Genomic DNA, 19,973 nt, shown 5'->3' with positions numbered 1-19,973 from the left:
GCAGCCCGTGACGCTCCGCATCACTGGACGCGGAGCGTCCCTAGAGGCATTCCCACGCAGAGCGTGGGAACGATCAAAAAACCCGCCGAAGCGGGTTTTTTTTACAACGGGGTTAAACCGACAGTTCAACTAACAGCTTGTTCAGACGGCGCACATAAGCGGCCGGGTCTTTCAAGCTGTCGCCGGCCGCCAGGGCCGCCTGATCGAACAGGATGTGCGACAGGTCGCCGAAGCGCTCGTCGCTCTGCTCGTTGTCGAGTTTCTCGATCAGCGGGTGAGCCGGGTTGAATTCGAAGATCGGCTTCGAATCCGGAACCTTCTGACCGCTGGCTTCCAGGATCTGACGCATTTGCAAGCCCAGGTCCTGCTCGCCGATGGCCAGAATCGCCGGGGAGTCGGTCAGACGATGGGAGACCCGCACTTCAGCAACGGAGTCGCCCAGTGCAGTCTTCAGACGCTCAACCAGGCCTTCTTTGGACTTGGCGACTTCTTCCGCGGCTTTCTTGTCTTCTTCCGAATCCAGATTGCCGAGGTCCAGGTCACCGCGTGCCACGTCGACAAAGCTCTTGCCGTCGAAGTCGTTGAGGTAGCTCATCAGCCACTCGTCGATGCGGTCGGTCAGCAGCAGCACTTCGATGCCTTTCTTGCGGAAGACTTCCAGGTGCGGGCTGTTTTTAACTTGCGCGTAGGTCTCGCCGGTCAGGTAGTAGATCTTGTCCTGACCTTCCTTGGCGCGAGCCAGGTAGTCGGCCAGACCCACAACTTGCTCGCCGTCGTCGCCCTGAGTGGACGCGAAACGCAGCAGGCCAGCAATTTTTTCTTTGTTGGCGAAGTCTTCTGCCGGGCCTTCTTTCATGACCTGACCGAAGTTCTTCCAGAAGCCTTTGTATTGCTCAGGCTCGTTCTTCGCCAGTTTTTCCAGCATGTCCAGAACGCGCTTGGTCAGCGCCGACTTCATGGAATCGATGATCGGGTCTTTCTGCAGGATTTCCCGCGACACGTTCAGCGACAGGTCGTTGGAGTCGACCACGCCTTTAATGAAGCGCAGGTACAGCGGCAGGAACGACTCGGCCTGATCCATGACGAACACACGCTGCACGTACAGCTTCAGGCCTTTCGGCGCTTCACGCTGGTACAGATCGAATGGCGCACGAGTCGGTACATAAAGCAGCGAGGTGTACTCGAGCTTGCCTTCGACCTTGTTGTGGCTCCAGCTCAGCGGGTTCTCGAAATCGTGAGCGACGTGTTTGTAGAACTCCTGGTATTCCTCGTCTTTCACTTCAGTGCGAGGACGAGTCCACAGGGCGCTCGCGCGGTTGACGGTTTCCCACTCGACGGCCGGCTGCTCTTCGCCTTCGGCAGCGGCCACTTCTTTCGGCAGCTCGATCGGCAAAGCGATGTGGTCGGAGTACTTCTTGATGATGTTGCGCAGACGCCAGCCATCGGCGAATTCGTCTTCAGCGGACTTCAGGTGCAGGACAATGCGCGTGCCGCGGTCAGCCTTCTCGACGGTGGCGATTTCGAATTCGCCTTCGCCCTTGGACGACCAGTGCACGCCTTCGCTGGCAGCGAGGCCGGCACGGCGGCTGAATACGTCAACTTTATCGGCAACGATGAAGGCCGAGTAAAAACCGACACCGAATTGACCGATCAGGTGCGAGTCTTTTTTCTGATCGCCAGACAGGTGTTTCATGAAATCGGCAGTGCCGGACTTGGCGATGGTACCCAGATGGGTGACCGCGTCGTCACGGCTCATGCCGATGCCGTTGTCTTCGAGGGTGACGGTTTTAGCGTCTTTGTCGAAGCTCACACGGATTTTCAGTTCCGCGCCGCCTTCCAGCAAGTCAGGCTTGGCCAGCGCTTCAAAGCGTAATTTGTCGACAGCGTCAGAGGCGTTCGAGATCAATTCGCGAAGGAAAATTTCCTTGTTGGAATACAGCGAATGGATCATGAGGTGCAGCAGTTGCTTCACCTCGGTCTGGAAGCCCAGGGTTTCCTTTTGAGTTTCCACACTCATGGTCATCAAACTCCAATCAGATGGCATAAGCCGCGACCTTGAAGGTCGACGGCGGGTTGTCCTCAGAGTTGGGGGCTGAGATCAGGATTTCAAGGGCTCTTCGATTTTGAAATGAGCGCGGGCCGTGGCAATGGGCTCGGCTTCAGTGCTTTGCCAGGCGGTAATCGCCACGTTTGCCACCCGCCGCCCCTGTCGGCACACCTGGCATCTGGCCCAGGTATCGCGAAACTGCCCCGCGCGCAGGTAGTCGAGGGAAAAGTCGATAATCTTCGGCACGCCGGGCGAGCCGGTGAAGATCAGCAGGTGCAGTGCCGCCGAGAGCTCCATGAACCCGGCAATCACCCCGCCATGGATCGCCGGCAATAAAGGGTTACCAATGTTGTCCTTGTTGGCCGGCAGGCGAAACAGCAGCTCATCCCCGACACGCGAACATTCGACGCCGATCAGTCTGGCGTAAGGAATCAGGTGCAGCAGAGAGGCGTAGTCCCCCTGCGCATGGGCCTGTTGAAGTTGCTCCTTGAACGTGTCTGTCATTTCGCACCTCCAGCAATGGCGCCGCCAAAACCTTTAGTGCCTTTGATGCCCTTGCCCATACGCATGAAAGTGCCCACCACATGGGCGATGGGCTGTTCGGGGTCGTCCTGATAGGCAAAACCGCGCGCAAAGATCACGTCGGTGGTCACTCGGTAGCATTGGGCGAAGCCGTACACGTCCTTGTGCGGCTCGGCGGCGTGCATGTAGTCGATCCGCAAGTCGAGCGTCGGACAGACTTCGAACTCAGGCAGCACGCAAAGGGTAGCCATGCCGCAGGCGGTGTCCATCAGCGAGGTCAACGCTCCGCCATGAATCACCCCGGTTTGCGGATTGCCGACGATCTGCGGGCTGTACGGCAGAATCACCGTCAATCCTTCGCTGCTGGCGCTGTGAACGCGCATGCCGAGTACCTGACAATGCCGCAATGCCGACAGGAATCGCGTCGCACGCTCAAAAACGGGGTTTTCGGCCATTGGATTAAACTCTTATTAGTGTTCCGGGAAAGTAGCAGGCTAGTGGGTAAAAGTTCCGTAGAAAAACAAACTTATATATCTGTGCGAATTAAGGAACTTAACCCTGATCGCTGCGCTCGAAAGGCCAGTAGATACTTTCCATCAGGAGAAACACCCCATGCGTAAGACTTTAGCTATTGCCTTGATGTTGACCGCTTCCCTCGGTCTCGCTGCCTGCGATAAAAAATCCGAGGACAAAGCTCAAGAAGCCACCAAACATGCTGAGCAAGCTCAGGAAAAAATGGGTGAAGCTCAGGATAAAGTGAACGAGGCAGCAAAAGAAAACGCCGAAGCTGCCAAAGCTCAGGCCGAATCTAACGCAGCAGCGACAAAAGAAGCCGCGCCAGAAGCACCTAAAAACTAAACGCGTTTTTAGTGCTAAAAGAAAACCCGCCAAGTGCGGGTTTTCTTTTGCCTGCGACTTTTGTTTGTCGTGCAGCCTTAGAGCAAAATCGTCCTAAAAGTCGGACTAATCATCAGCAACAATGAACACACTAAGCCGACGAACCACACCAGGCTGCGCTGCCAGGCCAAGTCCGCCCAATAGCACAACAGATATATGATGCGCGCGATCACAAAGAGGATTGCCAGCGTATCGATCAGCCATCCCGCTGTCTGCGTGGTATGCGCCATCAACACCCCCACCGCAAAGATCATGAACGCCTCGAAACTGTTCTGATGGGCCGCCAATGCACGGGCACCGAAGCCTGTAAGTTGCGCCTGCTGTTGGCGCGGCAGATGATTGTTGTAACCACCCTGCTCGTTCATGGCTTTGGCCACTGGAATCTTTGCCACGAAAATCAACAATGCGCTGATAAACACACACCAGAACGGAATACTCATCAAGCAGCCTCTTTGTTTGCTTCAGGCAATGGCGCCTCCGTAGGGGTATAGACCATCACATCAAGAACGTCGGAGTGAAACTCGCGGCGATACAACACCAGCACGACGCCCGCACTCATCAACATGAACAACCAGGGACTGACGAACCACGCCAGCATGGTCATGCCGAAGTAATAGGAACGCAGACCGAAGTTGAACTGGTTGGCCGCCATGGAAATGACACGTGCCGCTCGGGAAGCGAAGGCTTTACGCTCTTGCTCGGACACATGGCGCTCTCCGATCATCGGCGCCGAGCCCACGAGAATGGCCGCAAAGTTGTACTGACGCATGCACCAGCTGAACGTAAAGAACGCATAGACAAACACCAGCGCCAGGCACAACAACTTGATCTCCGACATGCCCTGGGAAGCCTGTTGCACCATCGGGATATCCGCCAGTAACGACACGGCTCTGTCGGACGCACCCAATACCGTGAGAATACCGGCCAGGATAATCAGCGTGCTGGAAGCGAAGAACGAGGCATTGCGCTCCAGGTTACCGATCACGCTGGCATCGGCAATGCGGTTGTCGCGCAACAGCATGCGGCGCATCCAGTCTTCGCGATACAGGTGCAACACGCTGGCCAGGCACGCGGTGTCGCGACCTTTCCATGTCGCATAACGGGTGTAGCCACCCCAGCAGATGACAAACCAGAGCGCGGCGAGGATGTGGATCAGATTGGCGTGGATGAACGACATGCAGGTCCTTGTGAGGTATAGGAGGAATACCGAAATCCTGTGGGAGCGGGTTTGCTCGCGAAAGCGGACTTCCAGTCAATATCGCTATTGAATGTTAAGCCCTCTTCGCGAGCAAGCCCGCTCCCACATTAGATTTGTGTACGGCCATAAAAAATGCCCCGTATCGATTGATACGGGGCATTTCCATTTTTGCCAGGACTCAGCGCGAGGCCCGCTTGTGGCGAGCCAGGAAGCAGCTTAAGCCAGCGCTTCTTCGCGCTTGCCCAGCAGGCGATCGCAGACCACCGCAACCACCAGGGTCATGAACGACGGCACCAGCCACGCCAGCCCCTGCTCGCTCAGCGGCAGGTGAGCCATCTGAGTCGGCATCCAGTCTGCCAGACCGGCCCCCTTGAGGGCATCGATCAGACCGAAGATGAACGACACCAGCATCACCGGACCGACGATGCGGCCCTGCTCATGCCAGAAGTCCTTGCAGAAGCTCAGCGCTACCAGGGCGATGCACGGCGGGTAGATGGCGGTCAGCACCGGGATCGAGAACGCGATCAGCTTGGTGAGGCCCAGATTGGACACCAACAGGGAGAACGCAGCCAGGATGATCACCAGCGTCTTGTAGGACAGTGGCAGTACACGGCTGAAGTATTCGGCACAGGCACACGTCAGGCCGACGGCTGTTACCAGGCAGGCCAGGGAGATCAGCACCGCGAGGAAACCGCTGCCCAACGACCCAAACGTGTGCTGAACATACGCGTGCAATACCGCCGCGCCGTTGGCAGCACCGGCGGCCACTTCATGGCTGCCCGAACCGAGACGGAACAGGCTGACGTAAACCAGCGCCAGACCCACGCCGGCAATCAGACCGGCGATGATCGCGTAACGGGTGATCAGCGCTGGTGATTCCACGCCACGGGAGCGGATCGCATTGACAATGACAATGCCGAATACCAGCGCACCCAGGGTATCCATGGTCAGGTAACCATTGATAAAACCCTGGGAGAACGGTGCTGCGACATATTCAGGAGTGGCCACGCCGATATCACCGGCCGGCAACGCAAACGCGGCGATGCCAAGAACGGCCAGGGCGATAATCTTCAGCGGTGCGAGGAAACGTCCTACGGTATCGAGCAGGCGGCCCGGGTAGAGCGAGATGAAGAACACCACCAGGAAGTACACCGAGCTATAGAGAAACAACGCCAGCGGGCTCTCGCCAGTCAGCGGCGCCAGGCCCACTTCGAACGACACGGTCGCGGTGCGCGGCGTTGCGAACAACGGGCCGACAGCGAGGTAGCACGCGGCTGCCAGCAGGCCACCAGCGACTTTACCGATCGGGCTGCTCAAGGCATCCATTGCACCACCGACCTTGGCCAGGGCGACAACGGTGATCACCGGCAAACCAACCGCGGTGATCAGAAAACCCAGCGCCGCCATCCAGACATTAGGCCCGGACTGCAAACCGACGATAGGCGGGAAGATGATGTTGCCAGCCCCGACGAACAGGGCAAATGTCATAAAACCCAGTGCCAGGATGTCCTGGCCTTTCAACACTTTCATTAAGGAAATACCACACTACTGAATCGGAATTTAGAGAGGGATTTCCCTTATGGGTGAGGGAAATGCTGTCGGCCCGTATAGGACTAACCCGTTTAGCGCGTCGCTGCCTTGTGGGCTGCGGACGCAAAAATGGCTGCTAGCCTAACGAATTTGCACGACAAACGCACTGTTACAGGGCGAACTATCCGATACGCGACATTTCAATGTCGCGTTTACATACCTAAATTTCACAACCGATCTCTGTGGCGAGGGAGCTTGCTCCCGCTCGGCTGCGAAGCAGACGCAAAAGGCAGGCAATAAGGTGTGTCTGAAACAATGATGTTGCAGGTTTTGGGGCCGCTCCGCAGCCCAGCGGGAGCAAGCTCCCTCGCCACAAAAGCCCTGCGAATATCTCTAATCCCGAAAACGACAAAGGCCACCCGAAGGTGGCCTTTGTCTGGTGAAGCGTCAGTTAAGCGCGAGGCTTACTTGACAGCCCAACCGGTCAGCTCGGCCAGGGCCTTGCCGATGTCTGCCAGCGAACGCACGGTTTTAACGCCTGCGTCTTGCAGAGCAGCGAATTTCTCGTCTGCAGTGCCTTTGCCGCCAGAGATGATTGCGCCAGCATGGCCCATGCGCTTGCCCGGAGGAGCAGTCACACCAGCGATGTAGGAAACAACCGGCTTGGTCACGTGTGCCTTGATGTAGGCAGCCGCTTCTTCTTCAGCCGAACCGCCGATCTCGCCGATCATCACGATCGCTTCGGTCTTCGGGTCTTCCTGGAACAGCTTCAGGATGTCGATGAAGTTCGAACCCGGGATCGGGTCACCACCGATGCCGACGCAAGTCGACTGACCGAAACCGGCGTCAGTAGTCTGCTTCACAGCTTCGTAGGTCAGGGTGCCGGAACGGGAAACGATACCGACCTTGCCTGGCAAGTGAATGTGACCTGGCATGATGCCGATCTTGCATTCGCCTGGAGTGATCACGCCTGGGCAGTTAGGACCGATCAGGACTACGCCCAGTTCGTCGCACTTAACTTTAGCGTCCAGCATGTCCAGGGTAGGAATGCCTTCAGTGATGCAAACGATCAGCTTGATGCCGCCGAATGCTGCTTCCAGGATGGAGTCCTTGCAGAAAGGAGCTGGAACGTAGATCACGCTGGCGGTGGCGCCAGTAGCAGCTACAGCGTCTTTCACGGTGTTGAACACTGGCAGACCCAGGTGCTCGGTGCCGCCTTTGCCTGGAGTTACACCACCAACCATCTTGGTGCCGTATTCGATGGCTTGCTGGGTGTGGAAACTACCTTGCGAACCGGTAATACCCTGGCAGATAACTTTGGTGTCTTTATTGATCAGGACGCTCATTATTTGCCCTCCGCAGCTTTGACAACTTGTTGAGCAGCGTCGGTCAGGCTGGTAGCAGCGATGATGTTCAAACCGCTTTCTGCCAGTACTTTAGCGCCCAGCTCAGCGTTGTTGCCTTCAAGGCGAACAACAACCGGGATTTTCACGCCGACTTCTTTCACAGCGCCGATGATGCCTTCGGCAATCATGTCGCAACGAACGATGCCGCCGAAGATGTTGACCAGTACTGCAGCGACGTTAGTGTCGGACAGGATGATCTTGAACGCTTCGGTAACGCGTTCTTTGGTAGCACCGCCGCCCACGTCGAGGAAGTTGGCTGGTTTGCCGCCATGCAGGTTGACGATGTCCATGGTACCCATGGCCAGGCCAGCACCGTTGACCATGCAACCGATGTTGCCTTCCAGTGCTACGTAGTTCAGTTCGAACTTGGCAGCGTGCGCTTCGCGCGGATCGTCTTGCGACGGATCGTGGAAAGTCTTCAGCTTAGGCTGACGGTACATGGCGTTGGCGTCGATGTTGATCTTGGCATCGAGGCAATGCAGATCGCCGTCAGCCTTGATCACCAGCGGGTTCACTTCCAGCAGAGCCAGGTCGTGATCCTTGAACAGCTTGGCCAGACCTACGAAGATCTTGGCGAACTGAGCAACTTGCTTGCCTTCCAGACCCAGCTGGAATGCCAGCTCGCGACCCTGGAATGGCTGAGCGCCAACCAGTGGATCGATAGTGGCCTTGAGGATTTTCTCAGGGGTGTCGTGAGCGATTTTCTCGATGTCCACGCCACCTTCGGTGGAAGCCATGAACACGATGCGACGGCTCGAACGGTCAACGACAGCGCCCAGGTACAGCTCTTTAGCGATATCAGTGCACGATTCAACCAGGATCTTGGTGACTGGCTGGCCATTGGCATCAGTCTGGTAAGTCACCAGACGCTTGCCCAACCACTGTTGAGCGAATGCTTTGGCGTCTTCTTTGCTGCGAACCAGCTTTACGCCGCCCGCTTTACCGCGACCACCAGCGTGGACCTGGGCTTTGACAACCCACTCGGTGCCGCCGATTTTGTCGCAAGCTTCTGCTGCTGCTTCCGGGGTGTCTACTGCGTAGCCGGTGGAAACTGGCAGGCCGTATTCAGCGAACAGCTGCTTACCCTGATACTCGTGAAGATTCATGCTTATTACCGTCTTCGTTAGGTACTGCGCATTCGGTGCTGCACCGTTCTGGTGCCGCACCACCTGTGACTGCTGCTTGCGTAGCTTTCCAGTTACCCGGTGCAGCTACGCAAGACTGCGTCCAGCGGACATTCCGCGGTGAGTCTTGCATGCAAGGCTCACGACGGGCCGTACCGCCGTGGTTTCTTATTGTCTTAACGCTTCTTGCGGTTGGCGATGTGGATGGCGCCGCCATTCACAGCCAAAGCTGCTTCGTGCAAGGCTTCAGACAGGGTCGGATGGGAGAAAACCATCATGCCCAGGTCTTCAGCGCTGGTGCCGAATTCCATACCGATCGCGCCCTGCTGAACCAGTTCTGCAGCGCTCGGGCCAATCACGTGGACGCCCAATACGCGGTCAGTCTTGGCGTCGGCAATGACTTTCACGAAACCGCCGGTGTCGTTGGCTGCCATGGCACGGCCACTGGCTGCGAACGGGAAGGTGCCAACGTTAACTTCAACGCCTTCAGCCTTCAAGGTCTGCTCGGTTTTGCCGACCCACGCGATTTCCGGGTGAGTATAAATAACTGACGGGATCAAGTCATAGTTCATCTGGGCTTTGTGGCCCTTGATGCGCTCGACAACCATGATGCCCTCTTCCGAAGCCTTGTGTGCCAGCATCATGCCGCGAACCACGTCACCGATGGCGTAAACGCCCGGTACGGTGGTGGCGCAGTGATCGTCAACGTGCACGAAACCGCGCTCGTCCAGGGTCACGCCGCAATCGGCAGCCAGCAGATCAGTGGTCACCGGACGGCGACCAACGGCTACGATCAGCTTGTCGAAAGTGATGTTCTGTTCGCCATTGGCATCGGTGTAGTTCACAACGACTTCGTCGCCGTTCACTTTGGAACCGGTAACGCGAGCGCCCAGCTTGATGTCCAGACCTTGTTTGGTCAGGGTTTTCAGCGCTTCCTTGGAAACGGCAGCGTCAGCGGCCATCAGGAAGGTGTCCAGCGCTTCGAGAACGGTAACTTCTGCGCCCAGGCGGGACCAGACCGAACCCAGTTCCAGACCGATCACGCCAGCGCCAATCACGCCCAGACGTTTTGGAACCGATTGGAATTCCAGCGCGCCAGTCGAATCGACGATCACATTCTGGTCGACCGGAGCCGGTGGAATGTCGATCGGACGCGAACCTGGAGCCAGAATCACGTTCTCGGCTTCAATGATTTCTACCGAACCGTCAGGCTTGGTGACTTCGACTTTCTTGCCGGCCAGCAGTTTGCCGTGGCCCTGGATCGAGGTCACACCGTTGGCTTTGAACAGGGTGGCAACACCCGAGGTCAGGCCTTTGACGATGTTGGCTTTACGGCCGACCATTGCTGGCACGTCCATGGTCACGCCAGCGTGGTTGATACCGTGGATCGCGAAGCCGTCTTGGGCTTCGTGGAACTTCCAGGAGCTGTCCAGCAGCGCCTTGGATGGAATGCAGCCGACGTTCAGGCAAGTACCGCCGAGGGCCAGTTTGCCTTCCTTGTCGGTGTATTTCTCGATGCAGGCAGTGGAGAGGCCCAGTTGCGCTGCTTTAATGGCAGCCACGTAGCCGCCAGGGCCCGCGCCAATCACTACCACGTCGAATTTCTGAGTCATGTGTCATTCCTTCTCGAATCAAACCGGACGGCCCCTTTTGGGGACCGTCGTGGGACGAAGCTGGTCATTACAGAAGGGCCGTCCATCACTGAGCGGCCCGTGCAACGAAATCAGATATCCAGCAGCAAACGAGCCGGGTCTTCCAGCAGGTTCTTGATGGTAACCAGGAAGGTCACAGCTTCTTTGCCGTCGATCAAACGGTGATCGTAGGACAGAGCGAGGTACATCATCGGACGGATAACGACTTGACCGTTGATCGCCATAGGACGCTGCAGAATGTTGTGCATGCCCAGGATGGCCGCTTGTGGCGGGTTGACGATCGGAGTCGACATCATCGAACCGAAGGTACCACCGTTGGTGATGGTGAACGTACCACCGGTCATTTCGTCCATCGACAGCTTGCCGTCACGAGCCTTCTTGCCGAAGGTGGCGATGCCGCCTTCGATTTCAGCCAGGCTCATCAGTTCGGCGTTACGCAGAACCGGTACAACCAGGCCGCGGTCGCTGGAAACAGCAACACCGACGTCGGCGTAGCCGTGGTAAACGATGTCGGCACCGTCGATCGACGCGTTGACAGCCGGGAAGCGTTTCAGTGCTTCGGTGGCAGCCTTGACGAAGAACGACATGAAGCCCAGGCGCACGCCGTTGTGGGACTTCTCGAACAGATCCTTGTACTTCGAACGCAGGGCCATGACTTCGGTCATGTCGACTTCGTTGAAAGTGGTCAGCATTGCCATGTTCGATTGAGCTTCAACCAGACGCTTGGCAACGGTGGCCCGCACGCGGGTCATCGGTACGCGCTTCTCGATGCGATCGCCGGCAGCGAACACCGGGGCAGCAGCGGCAGGCGCAGCAGCCTTGGCAGGCGCGGCAGCCGGAGCGGCTTTCTTGGCAGCTACAGCGGCAACAACGTCTTCCTTGGTCACGCGACCGCCTTTGCCGGTGCCGGCAACGGAAGCGATGTTGATGCCGTTTTCTTCAGCCAGCTTGCGAGCAGCCGGTGCAGCAACAGGATCGTCTTCGCCCGCTTCGGCAGGAGCAGCGGCAGCAGCAGGTGCAGCAGCGGCGGCTGGAGCAGCGGCGGCAGCACTGCCCTCACCGATGGAGCCCAGAACTTCGTCGGACAGAACGGTGTCGCCTTCGTTCTTGACGATAGCGCCCAGCACGCCATCAGCGGTGGCCAACACTTCCAGTACGACTTTGTCAGTTTCGATGTCGACGATCAGTTCGTCACGCTTGACGGCGTCGCCCGGTTTTTTGTGCCAGGTGGCAACGGTGCCATCGGCAACCGATTCCGGGAAAGTGGGGGCTTTGATTTCGATAGCCATTATCTGTGGGTCCTTAAATTCGGTTTCAGGTGCGCGAAGGCGTTAAACAGTAAAGGCGTCTTGCAGCAGTTGTTCCTGCTGCTCAGCGTGCATCGATGCATAACCACAAGCAGGTGCAGCAGAAGCCTCACGGCCCGCGTACTCGAGTACGAGAGACTTGTTGAGCGTACTGATGCTACGACGCAAGTGGTGTTGGCTGCAGTACCAGGCACCCTGGTTCATCGGCTCTTCCTGACACCAAACGGCATGCTTGGCGTTGGTGTAAGGAGCCAGGACTTCTTTCAGGTCGTCCTCAGGGAATGGGTACAGCTGCTCGATACGCACGATGGCGATGTCATCACGACCTTCGGCACGGCGTTTTTCCAGCAGGTCGTAGTAGACCTTGCCGCTACACAGAACAACGCGCTCGACCTTTTTCGGGTCCAGGGCATCGATTTCCGGGATAACGGTCTGGAACGAACCTTCGGCCAGATCTTCCAGGGTCGAGATGGCCAGTTTGTGACGCAGCAGCGACTTCGGAGTCAGGACGATCAACGGCTTGCGCAGCGGGCGAATCACCTGACGACGCAGCAAGTGGTAGATCTGAGCCGGGGTGGTCGGGACGGCAACCTGAACATTGTGCTCGGCGCACAGTTGCAGGTAACGCTCCAGACGAGCCGAAGAGTGCTCCGGACCCTGACCTTCATAACCGTGCGGCAGCAGCATGGTCAGACCGCAGAGACGGCCCCACTTGTGCTCGCCACTGGTGATGAACTGGTCGATAACCACTTGGGCACCGTTGGCGAAGTCGCCGAACTGGGCTTCCCAGATCACCAGCGCCTCAGGCGTGGTGGTCGAGTAACCGTATTCGAACGCCAGCACGGCTTCTTCGGACAGGAACGAATCGTACAGGTCGAAACGTGGCTGGCCCTTGTACAGGTTTTGCAGCGGGACGTAGGTACCCGCGTCTTTCTGGTTGTGCAAGACAGCGTGACGGTGCGAGAACGTACCGCGACCGATGTCCTGACCCGTCATGCGAATCGGGTGACCTTCGAACGCCAGGGTCGCGTACGCCATGGTTTCGGCGTAACCCCAGTTGATCGGCAGGCCGCCGGCTTGCATTTTCTGACGGTCTTCGTAGATTTTCGAGACCTGGCGCTGAACCACGAAGCCTTCCGGAATTTCCAGCAGCTTGGCGGACAGTTCCTGCAAGGTTTTCAGATCGAAGCGAGTGTCGTGACGCGCGGTCCAGGCGTGGCCCAGATACGGACGCCAATCCACGAACAACTCTTTGTTCGGCTCTTTGACCAGGCTTTTTACCACATGCAGGCCGTTGTCCAGCGCATTGCGGTATTCGTCGACTTTCGCCTGAACACGCTCTGCGTCCAGCACACCGCCCTGGGTCAGACGATCGGCATACAGCTCACGGGTAGTGCGCTGTTTGGTGATCTGCTGATACATGATTGGCTGGGTGCCGCTAGGCTCGTCGGCCTCGTTGTGGCCGCGACGACGGTAGCAGACCAGGTCGATCACCACGTCACGCTTGAACTGCATGCGGTAGTCGATGGCCAGCTGGGTCACGAACAACACGGCTTCCGGATCATCACCATTCACATGGAGGATCGGCGCCTGGATCATCTTCGCAACGTCGGTCGCGTACTCGGTGGAGCGCGAGTCCAGCGGGTTGCTGATGGTGAAACCGACCTGGTTGTTGATCACGATGTGCACGGTGCCGCCGGTCTTGAAACCGCGGGTCTGCGACATCTGGAAGGTTTCCATCACCACGCCTTGACCGGCGAATGCCGCATCACCGTGGATGGAGATCGGCAGAACCTTCTCGCCGGTAGGGTCGTTACGACGATCCTGACGGGCGCGAACCGAACCCTCGACCACCGGGGAAACGATTTCCAGGTGGGAAGGGTTGAACGCCATGGCCAGGTGAACTTCACCGCCGGTGGTCATCACGTTGGACGAGAAGCCCTGGTGATACTTAACGTCACCGGAACCCAGCTCGACCTTCTTCTTGCCTTCGAACTCGTCGAACAGCTCGCGCGGGTTCTTGCCGAAGGTGTTGACCAGCACGTTGAGACGGCCACGGTGGGCCATGCCGATCACGATTTCCTTGGTGCCGTAAGAACCGGAACGCTGGATCAGCTCGTCGAGCATCGGAATCAGGCTCTCGCCGCCTTCCAGACCGAAACGCTTGGTACCCGGGTATTTGGTCCCGAGGTATTTTTCCAGGCCTTCGCCGGCGGTGACGCGCTCAAGCAGGTGGCTCTTGATGTCGACGGAGTACGTCGGACGGCCGCGCACGCTTTCCAGACGCTGCTGGAACCACTGGCGCTGCTCGGAATCGGTGATATGCGTAAATTCAGCGCCGATGGTGCGGCAATATGTCTGCTGCAACGCTTCGTGAATTTCGCGTAGGCTCGCCTCCTCTTTGCCGATGAACAGGTCGCCGGCACGGAAGGTCGTATCAAGATCGGCATTGGTCAAGCCGTAATGATTGATTGACAGGTCTGCAGGTGCAGGACGCTGCCACAGCCCCAGCGGGTCAAGCTGGGCTGCCTGGTGGCCACGCATACGGTAGGCCTGGATCAATCGCAGCACTTCAACTTGCTTCTTCTCGTGCTCACTGCTCACGCTACCGGCGGAAACCGGTTGGGCGCGGCGCTGGTTCTTTGCCAGCAAGACGAAATGATCGCGAATTGTGGAGTGCGAAACATCGGTGGCAGTGTTGCCATCAGCAGGCAACTTCTGGAAGTAGGTGCGCCACTCTTCTGGCACAGCGTTAGGGTCGTGCAGGTAGAGCTCGTAGAGCTCTTCCACATAGGCAGCGTTACTACCGGATAGGTAGGCGCTGTTCCACATGCGCTGCATCACGCTTTCTTGCATGCTTGGTCACCCTCGGTTAGGGGAACACCACCGGCGTCGACACCGAGAAAACTTGCAGAAGTCCGAATGCAGCGACTAAAACAAGCCACTTAGGATCACGCTGATAGTCCGGGTACCAGCCCGGATGCCCCTGCTTGTCTCATTTCTTCAAAATAAGAGCCGCAGCCTTATAAGCTGCTGCCCAGGTTAAAACTACGGCGCCGGTTGAAGCCTGCGCCGTAGCATCTACGGGTACAGCGGTACAACTTTTACAACAGCCGGGTTACAGCAGCTGAATCACACGCCGCTTTGCAGCAGCATGTTACGGATGTGACCGATGGCCTTAGTCGGGTTCAGGCCTTTCGGACAAACGTTGACGCAGTTCATGATGCCCCGGCAGCGGAATACGCTGAACGGGTCATCCAGCGAAGCCAGACGCTCGGATGTCTTGTTGTCGCGACTGTCTGCCAGGAAGCGATAGGCTTGCAGCAGAGCAGCCGGCCCCAGGAACTTGTCCGGGTTCCACCAGAAGGACGGGCACGAAGTCGAGCAGCAAGCGCACAGGATGCACTCGTACAGACCGTCGAGCTTTTCACGCTCTTCAGGGGACTGCAGACGCTCGATGGCCGGAGCCGGCGTGTCGTTCTGCAGGTATGGCTTAACCTTTTCGTATTGCTTGTAGAAGATGCTCATATCGACGACCAGGTCACGGATAACCGGCAAACCTGGCAGCGGACGAACGATCAGCTTGTTACGTTTTACGACGGCAGACAGCGGCGTGATGCATGCCAGACCGTTTTTGCCGTTGATGTTCATGCCGTCGGAACCGCAAACACCTTCACGGCAAGAGCGACGATAGGAGAAACCTTCGTCCTGCTCTTTGATCAGGGCCAGCACGTCCAGCACCATCAGGTCTTTACCACCGGTATCAACCTGGAATTCCTGCATGAACGGCGCAGCGTCCTGATCAGGGTTGTAACGATAAACACTGACTTGCAACATGACGGCCACCCTTAATAAGTCCGAATCTTAGGTTCAAAAGTCGGAACAGTCTTCGGCGAGAAGTTCACAGCACGCTTGGCAACGCGCTTGTCACCCGGGAAGTACAGGGTGTGGCACAGCCAGTTTTCATCGTCACGGTCTTCGAAGTCTTCACGGGCGTGAGCACCGCGGGACTCTTTGCGCACTTCTGCAGCGATAGCAGTGGCTTCGGCCACTTCCAGCAGGTTCTGCAGTTCCAGCGCTTCGATACGCGCGGTGTTGAAGGCCTGGCTCTTGTCGTTGATCTTGACGTTGGCGATACGCACGCGCAGATCAGCCAGCTGAGCAATACCCTTCTGCATGTATTCTCCGGTACGGAACACACCGAAGTAGTTCTGCATGCAGCTTTGCAGTTCGCGACGCAGGGTTGCCACGTCTTCACCTTCGGTACGCTCGTTCAGAGCGGACAGACGTGCCAGGGCCGCGTTGATGTCAGCGTCGGTGGCGTCATCGTATTCGATACCGTCGCTCAGCGCTTTTTCCAGGTGCAGGCCGGCAGCGCGGCCGAATACCACCAGGTCGAGCAGCGAGTTGCCGCCCAGACGGTTGGCGCCGTGAACCGATACGCACGCCACTTCACCCACTGCGAACAGGCCAGGGATGATTTGGTCGACGCCTTCGTCGTTCTGGGTGATTGCCTGACCGTGAATGTTGGTCGGAACGCCGCCCATCATATAGTGGCAGGTCGGAACGACCGGAACTGGAGCAACAACAGGGTCAACGTGTGCGAAAGTCTTGGACAGTTCGCAGATGCCTGGCAGACGGCTGTGCAGCACTTCCTCGCCCAAGTGGTCGAGTTTGAGCATTACGTGGTCGCCATTCGGACCGCAACCGTTGCCGGCGATGATCTCTTTAACCATCGAACGGGCAACGACGTCACGACCGGCAAGGTCTTTGGCGTTCGGAGCATAACGCTCCATGAAACGCTCGCCGTGCTTGTTGATCAGGTAACCACCTTCACCACGGCAACCTTCGGTAACCAGTACACCGGCGCCGGCGATGCCGGTCGGGTGGAACTGCCACATTTCGATGTCTTGTACCGGCACGCCTGCACGCAGCGCCATACCAACGCCGTCACCGGTGTTGATCAGGGCGTTGGTGGTCGACGCGTAGATACGACCTGCACCGCCGGTGGCCAGTACGGTAGCCTTGGCGCGGATGTAGGTGGTTTCGCCGGTTTCGATGCAGATGGCAATCACGCCGACGAATGCGCCGTCCTGGTTCTTCACCAGATCAACAGCGTAGTACTCGTTAAGGAACGTGGTGCCAGCTTTCAGGTTGCCCTGATAAAGGGTATGCAGCAGCGCGTGACCGGTACGGTCGGAAGCGGCGCAGGTACGGGCAGCCTGCCCGCCTTTACCGTAATCCTTCGACTGACCGCCGAATGGACGCTGATAGATACGGCCTTGCTCGGTACGGGAGAACGGCAGACCCATGTGGTCCAGTTCAAACACCGCAGCCGGGCCTTCCTGACACATGTATTCGATAGCGTCCTGGTCACCGATGTAGTCGGAACCCTTGACGGTATCGTACATGTGCCAGCGCCAGTCATCGTTCGGGTCCGCAGAAGCGATAGCGCAGGTGATGCCACCCTGAGCCGATACGGTGTGCGAACGCGTCGGGAAAACCTTGGTGATCACGGCAGTCTTGTGACCGCCTTGTGCCAGTTGCAGCGCTGCGCGCATGCCGGCACCGCCGCCACCAATAATGATGGCGTCGAAAGAAATCGTTGGAATGTTAGCCATGGATCAGATACCCCAGAGAATCTGCACACCCCAGACGAAGTAAGCGAACATCGCAACGCCGCATACTGCCTGGAAAAGGAAACGTACTGCAGTCGCGGACTTGCCCAGCGCCATCGGCGTCAGGTAGTCAGTCGCGATGGTCCACATGCCGACCCAGGCGTGAGCGCCCAGGGCTACAAGGGCCAGCAGACTGAAGATACGCATCCCGTTGTGGGCGAACAGGGCATGCCATTGGTCGTAGCCAATGCCTGGATTCGCAACGAGGTATCCGATCAGGAAGATGAAATAAGCCGCGAGAACGACCGCAGACACACGCTGTGCCATCCAGTCATAGAGGCCCGAACGCGACAGGTTCGTAACGCTGGTTACCATATCCAAACTCCCGCCAGAACGATCAACACCGCAGATACGGCGATAATGATTTGCGAGCCCAGTTTGCCGCCTTCCAGCGTCTCACCGATGCCCATATCCATAATCAAATGGCGCACACCGGCTACCAGGTGATACAGAAGAGCGGACAGGAGGCCCCATGCTACGAACTTGGCCAGCGGGCTGGTCAAGCATGCCTTCACCTCGGCAAAACCTTCCTCGGAACCCAGAGATTTGCCCAATGCATAAAGCATGAAGCCAAGGCCCAGGAAGAGGATGATGCCGGAAACACGGTGAAGAAACGACGTAACGCCGGTGATGGGGAGTTTGATGGTCCTTAGGTCTAGGTTTACAGGTCGTTGGCTTTTCACGGCTTTTTTTCACACTGAAGAGCCCCTAACAATCAGGGCAAAGTTGTTGGGGAGTGCACTGGTCAGGTAACCACCACCCAGGGATGCGACCCCCAATAAAGCAGGCCCAAAAGCCCCTGGCGGTCGGTGGCCGAGTATAGACAGTTAGGCTACTAATGACAACGCGTTCACCTTCCCCTAATAGCTGATTGCACAAGTGACATAAAAGGCGTAAATGGCAGTCAATTTCGAGGAAAAAGTCCGGTTAAAGCCTTCTGGAGCAAGACTTTAGGCAAATTGACATTCGAATTTATCTCACTATAGTGGTGCGGGCCCTGCGTGGGGGGTCTGTCTGATGATTTCAAGCATAAATAGGAGGCCACATGGCTGACAAAAAAGCGCAGTTGATCATCGAGGGCGCAGCCCCCGTCGAGCTGCCCATTTTAACCGGCACCGTTGGTCCCGATGTTATCGATGTTCGGGGCCTGACGGCCACGGGCCGTTTCACCTTTGACCCTGGTTTCATGTCGACTGCCTCCTGCGAGTCGAAGATCACCTATATTGACGGCGACAACGGCATTCTGCTGCACCGCGGCTACCCGATCGAACAGCTGGCTGAAAAGTCGGACTACCTGGAAACCTGCTATCTGCTGCTCAACGGCGAATTGCCGACCGCAGAACAGAAGGCCCAGTTCGTCGGCACCGTGAAGAACCACACCATGGTTCACGAGCAGTTGAAGACCTTCTTCAACGGCTTCCGTCGCGACGCCCACCCGATGGCCGTCATGTGCGGCGTAGTGGGTGCCCTCTCGGCCTTCTACCACGACTCCCTCGACATCAATAACCCGCAGCATCGCGAAATCTCCGCGATCCGCCTGGTTGCCAAGATGCCGACCCTGGCCGCAATGGTTTACAAGTACTCCATGGGCCAACCCATGATGTACCCGCGCAACGACCTGTCGTACGCGGAAAACTTCCTGCACATGATGTTCAACACCCCGTGCGAGATCAAACCGATCAGCCCGGTACTCGCCAAGGCCATGGACCGGATCTTCATCCTCCATGCCGACCACGAGCAGAACGCATCGACTTCTACCGTACGCCTGGCCGGCTCGTCGGGCGCCAACCCGTTCGCCTGTATCGCCGCCGGTATCGCTGCACTGTGGGGCCCTGCCCACGGCGGTGCGAACGAAGCCGTTCTGACCATGCTTGACGAGATTGGCGATGTTTCGAACATCGACAAGTACATCGCCAAGGCCAAGGACAAGAACGATCCGTTCAAACTGATGGGCTTCGGTCACCGGGTTTACAAAAACCGCGACCCACGCGCCACCGTCATGAAGCAAACCTGCGACGAAGTGCTGAAAGAGCTGGGCATCACCAACGATCCGCAACTCGAACTGGCCATGCGCCTGGAAGAGATCGCCCTGACCGATCCGTACTTCATCGAACGCTCGCTGTACCCGAACGTCGACTTCTACTCGGGGATCATCCTCAAGGCGATCGGCATTCCGACCAGCATGTTCACCGTGATCTTCGCTCTGGCGCGGACTGTCGGCTGGATTTCCCACTGGAAGGAAATGCTCTCCAGCCCGTACAAGATTGGCCGTCCGCGTCAGCTGTACACTGGCTATGAGTCGCGTGATATCACTCGGCTTGAAGACCGCTGATAGGCGCTGTCTTGCGATAACGTCTTGAGCTGTACCGGAAACGGCCTCTATTGGATAGGGGCCGTTTTTGTTTGTGCCTGACGTTGAGTTACGCAGCGGCCTGAGGGCCGACCGGGGCTTTATGGTTGTGTACATATCCATTTCTTCGGTTGCGCCGGCTGGCGGTTCCGCTCTTACAGCGGGTCACTTTGGAAAAGCGCCAAAGTAACCAAAGCGCTCTTGCCCCTTTCGTTCGGTGCCTCGCCCAGGCTCGGCATGCCCTCGCTCCGGTCCTGCTCCG

17 protein-coding genes are annotated in these 19,973 nt (G+C 57.6%); 2 read left to right on the top strand and 15 right to left on the bottom strand.

Annotated elements, in window-relative coordinates; all coding sequences use genetic code 11:
* Nucleotides 1-112 precede the first annotated feature (112 nt).
* The 3 genes from htpG to PMI36_RS16695 form a co-directional block, all read right to left on the bottom strand.
* Nucleotides 113-2,017: a molecular chaperone HtpG gene (gene htpG, locus PMI36_RS16685; protein ID WP_008071491.1), complete on the bottom strand. Its 1,905-nt coding sequence runs from the start codon at nt 2,015-2,017 to the stop codon at nt 113-115.
* Nucleotides 2,018-2,098: 81 nt separating this feature from the next.
* The gene (locus PMI36_RS16690; RefSeq protein WP_008071489.1) at nt 2,099-2,551 is read right to left on the bottom strand and encodes a PaaI family thioesterase; all 453 of its coding nucleotides are present in this window, start codon (nt 2,549-2,551) and stop codon (nt 2,099-2,101) included.
* Nucleotides 2,548-3,024, bottom strand: a complete 477-nt coding sequence (locus PMI36_RS16695) for a PaaI family thioesterase (protein ID WP_007898969.1) — start codon at nt 3,022-3,024, stop codon at nt 2,548-2,550. The genes PMI36_RS16690 and PMI36_RS16695 overlap by 4 nt, the downstream gene beginning before the upstream one ends.
* Nucleotides 3,025-3,181: 157 nt before the next feature.
* Between PMI36_RS16695 and PMI36_RS16700 the strand changes: the two genes are divergently transcribed.
* A complete protein-coding gene (locus PMI36_RS16700) occupies nt 3,182-3,427 on the top strand; it encodes a hypothetical protein (protein WP_008071487.1) in 246 nt (81 codons plus the stop codon).
* Between the two features lie 77 nt (nt 3,428-3,504).
* Here PMI36_RS16700 and PMI36_RS16705 read toward each other — a convergent pair whose 3' ends face one another.
* The 12 genes from PMI36_RS16705 to sdhC form a co-directional block, all read right to left on the bottom strand.
* The gene (locus PMI36_RS16705) at nt 3,505-3,906 is read right to left on the bottom strand and encodes an MAPEG family protein (protein WP_008071485.1); all 402 of its coding nucleotides are present in this window, start codon (nt 3,904-3,906) and stop codon (nt 3,505-3,507) included.
* Nucleotides 3,906-4,643, bottom strand: coding sequence for a DUF599 domain-containing protein (locus tag PMI36_RS16710; protein WP_008071484.1), 738 nt, complete (start codon nt 4,641-4,643; stop codon nt 3,906-3,908). Before PMI36_RS16710 ends, PMI36_RS16705 begins: the two co-directional genes overlap by 1 nt.
* Nucleotides 4,644-4,880: 237 nt before the next feature.
* Entirely contained in the window at nt 4,881-6,194 is a 1,314-nt protein-coding gene (gene brnQ / locus PMI36_RS16715; RefSeq protein ID WP_008071481.1) for a branched-chain amino acid transport system II carrier protein, read from the bottom strand.
* Between the two features lie 464 nt (nt 6,195-6,658).
* Complete coding sequence (sucD, locus tag PMI36_RS16720; RefSeq protein ID WP_007919877.1) at nt 6,659-7,540, bottom strand: succinate--CoA ligase subunit alpha; 882 nt, start codon at nt 7,538-7,540, stop codon at nt 6,659-6,661.
* Complete coding sequence (gene sucC / locus PMI36_RS16725) at nt 7,540-8,706, bottom strand: ADP-forming succinate--CoA ligase subunit beta (RefSeq protein ID WP_007898980.1); 1,167 nt, start codon at nt 8,704-8,706, stop codon at nt 7,540-7,542. The genes sucD and sucC overlap by 1 nt, the downstream gene beginning before the upstream one ends.
* A 194-nt stretch (nt 8,707-8,900) precedes the next feature.
* On the bottom strand, nt 8,901-10,337 hold the full coding sequence (lpdA, locus tag PMI36_RS16730) for a dihydrolipoyl dehydrogenase (RefSeq protein ID WP_007898983.1): 1,437 nt from the start codon (nt 10,335-10,337) through the stop codon (nt 8,901-8,903).
* A gap of 110 nt (nt 10,338-10,447) precedes the next feature.
* Complete coding sequence (gene odhB, locus PMI36_RS16735; RefSeq protein WP_008071474.1) at nt 10,448-11,665, bottom strand: 2-oxoglutarate dehydrogenase complex dihydrolipoyllysine-residue succinyltransferase; 1,218 nt, start codon at nt 11,663-11,665, stop codon at nt 10,448-10,450.
* 42 nt (nt 11,666-11,707) lie between these two features.
* Nucleotides 11,708-14,539: a 2-oxoglutarate dehydrogenase E1 component gene (locus PMI36_RS16740; protein WP_008071472.1), complete on the bottom strand. Its 2,832-nt coding sequence runs from the start codon at nt 14,537-14,539 to the stop codon at nt 11,708-11,710.
* A gap of 276 nt (nt 14,540-14,815) precedes the next feature.
* A complete protein-coding gene (locus PMI36_RS16745; RefSeq protein WP_007898989.1) occupies nt 14,816-15,520 on the bottom strand; it encodes a succinate dehydrogenase iron-sulfur subunit in 705 nt (234 codons plus the stop codon).
* An 11-nt stretch (nt 15,521-15,531) separates the two neighbouring features.
* The gene (sdhA, locus tag PMI36_RS16750; protein WP_008071470.1) at nt 15,532-17,304 is read right to left on the bottom strand and encodes a succinate dehydrogenase flavoprotein subunit; all 1,773 of its coding nucleotides are present in this window, start codon (nt 17,302-17,304) and stop codon (nt 15,532-15,534) included.
* A 3-nt stretch (nt 17,305-17,307) separates the two neighbouring features.
* The gene (gene sdhD / locus PMI36_RS16755) at nt 17,308-17,676 is read right to left on the bottom strand and encodes a succinate dehydrogenase, hydrophobic membrane anchor protein (protein WP_008071469.1); all 369 of its coding nucleotides are present in this window, start codon (nt 17,674-17,676) and stop codon (nt 17,308-17,310) included.
* Nucleotides 17,670-18,044, bottom strand: coding sequence for a succinate dehydrogenase, cytochrome b556 subunit (sdhC, locus tag PMI36_RS0129540; protein WP_032830362.1), 375 nt, complete (start codon nt 18,042-18,044; stop codon nt 17,670-17,672). Before sdhC ends, sdhD begins: the two co-directional genes overlap by 7 nt.
* Nucleotides 18,045-18,406: 362 nt before the next feature.
* Here sdhC and gltA point away from each other — a divergent pair, with 362 nt between their 5' ends.
* Entirely contained in the window at nt 18,407-19,693 is a 1,287-nt protein-coding gene (gene gltA / locus PMI36_RS16760; RefSeq protein ID WP_008071464.1) for a citrate synthase, read from the top strand.
* Nucleotides 19,694-19,973: the final 280 nt, after the last annotated feature.

Source organism: Pseudomonas sp. GM79, assembly GCF_000282495.1.
GTDB lineage: Bacteria > Pseudomonadota > Gammaproteobacteria > Pseudomonadales > Pseudomonadaceae > Aquipseudomonas.
This window is presented reverse-complemented; position numbering and strand designations above follow the sequence as displayed.

What these genes read in the sequence shown, in the direction of transcription:
- odhB (WP_008071474.1), bottom strand. Translation starts at nt 11,665, where the DNA reads ATGGCTATCGAAATCAAAGCCCCCACTTTCCCGGAATCGGTTGCCGAT.
- gltA (WP_008071464.1), top strand. Translation starts at nt 18,407, where the DNA reads ATGGCTGACAAAAAAGCGCAGTTGATCATCGAGGGCGCAGCCCCCGTC.
- brnQ (WP_008071481.1), bottom strand. Translation starts at nt 6,194, where the DNA reads ATGAAAGTGTTGAAAGGCCAGGACATCCTGGCACTGGGTTTTATGACA.
- htpG (WP_008071491.1), bottom strand. Translation starts at nt 2,017, where the DNA reads ATGAGTGTGGAAACTCAAAAGGAAACCCTGGGCTTCCAGACCGAGGTG.
- PMI36_RS16700 (WP_008071487.1), top strand. Translation starts at nt 3,182, where the DNA reads ATGCGTAAGACTTTAGCTATTGCCTTGATGTTGACCGCTTCCCTCGGT.
- sucC (WP_007898980.1), bottom strand. Translation starts at nt 8,706, where the DNA reads ATGAATCTTCACGAGTATCAGGGTAAGCAGCTGTTCGCTGAATACGGC.
- lpdA (WP_007898983.1), bottom strand. Translation starts at nt 10,337, where the DNA reads ATGACTCAGAAATTCGACGTGGTAGTGATTGGCGCGGGCCCTGGCGGC.
- PMI36_RS16695 (WP_007898969.1), bottom strand. Translation starts at nt 3,024, where the DNA reads ATGGCCGAAAACCCCGTTTTTGAGCGTGCGACGCGATTCCTGTCGGCA.
- sdhA (WP_008071470.1), bottom strand. Translation starts at nt 17,304, where the DNA reads ATGGCTAACATTCCAACGATTTCTTTCGACGCCATCATTATTGGTGGC.
- PMI36_RS16745 (WP_007898989.1), bottom strand. Translation starts at nt 15,520, where the DNA reads ATGTTGCAAGTCAGTGTTTATCGTTACAACCCTGATCAGGACGCTGCG.
- PMI36_RS16690 (WP_008071489.1), bottom strand. Translation starts at nt 2,551, where the DNA reads ATGACAGACACGTTCAAGGAGCAACTTCAACAGGCCCATGCGCAGGGG.
- PMI36_RS16705 (WP_008071485.1), bottom strand. Translation starts at nt 3,906, where the DNA reads ATGAGTATTCCGTTCTGGTGTGTGTTTATCAGCGCATTGTTGATTTTC.
- PMI36_RS16710 (WP_008071484.1), bottom strand. Translation starts at nt 4,643, where the DNA reads ATGTCGTTCATCCACGCCAATCTGATCCACATCCTCGCCGCGCTCTGG.
- PMI36_RS16740 (WP_008071472.1), bottom strand. Translation starts at nt 14,539, where the DNA reads ATGCAAGAAAGCGTGATGCAGCGCATGTGGAACAGCGCCTACCTATCC.
- sdhD (WP_008071469.1), bottom strand. Translation starts at nt 17,676, where the DNA reads ATGGTAACCAGCGTTACGAACCTGTCGCGTTCGGGCCTCTATGACTGG.
- sucD (WP_007919877.1), bottom strand. Translation starts at nt 7,540, where the DNA reads ATGAGCGTCCTGATCAATAAAGACACCAAAGTTATCTGCCAGGGTATT.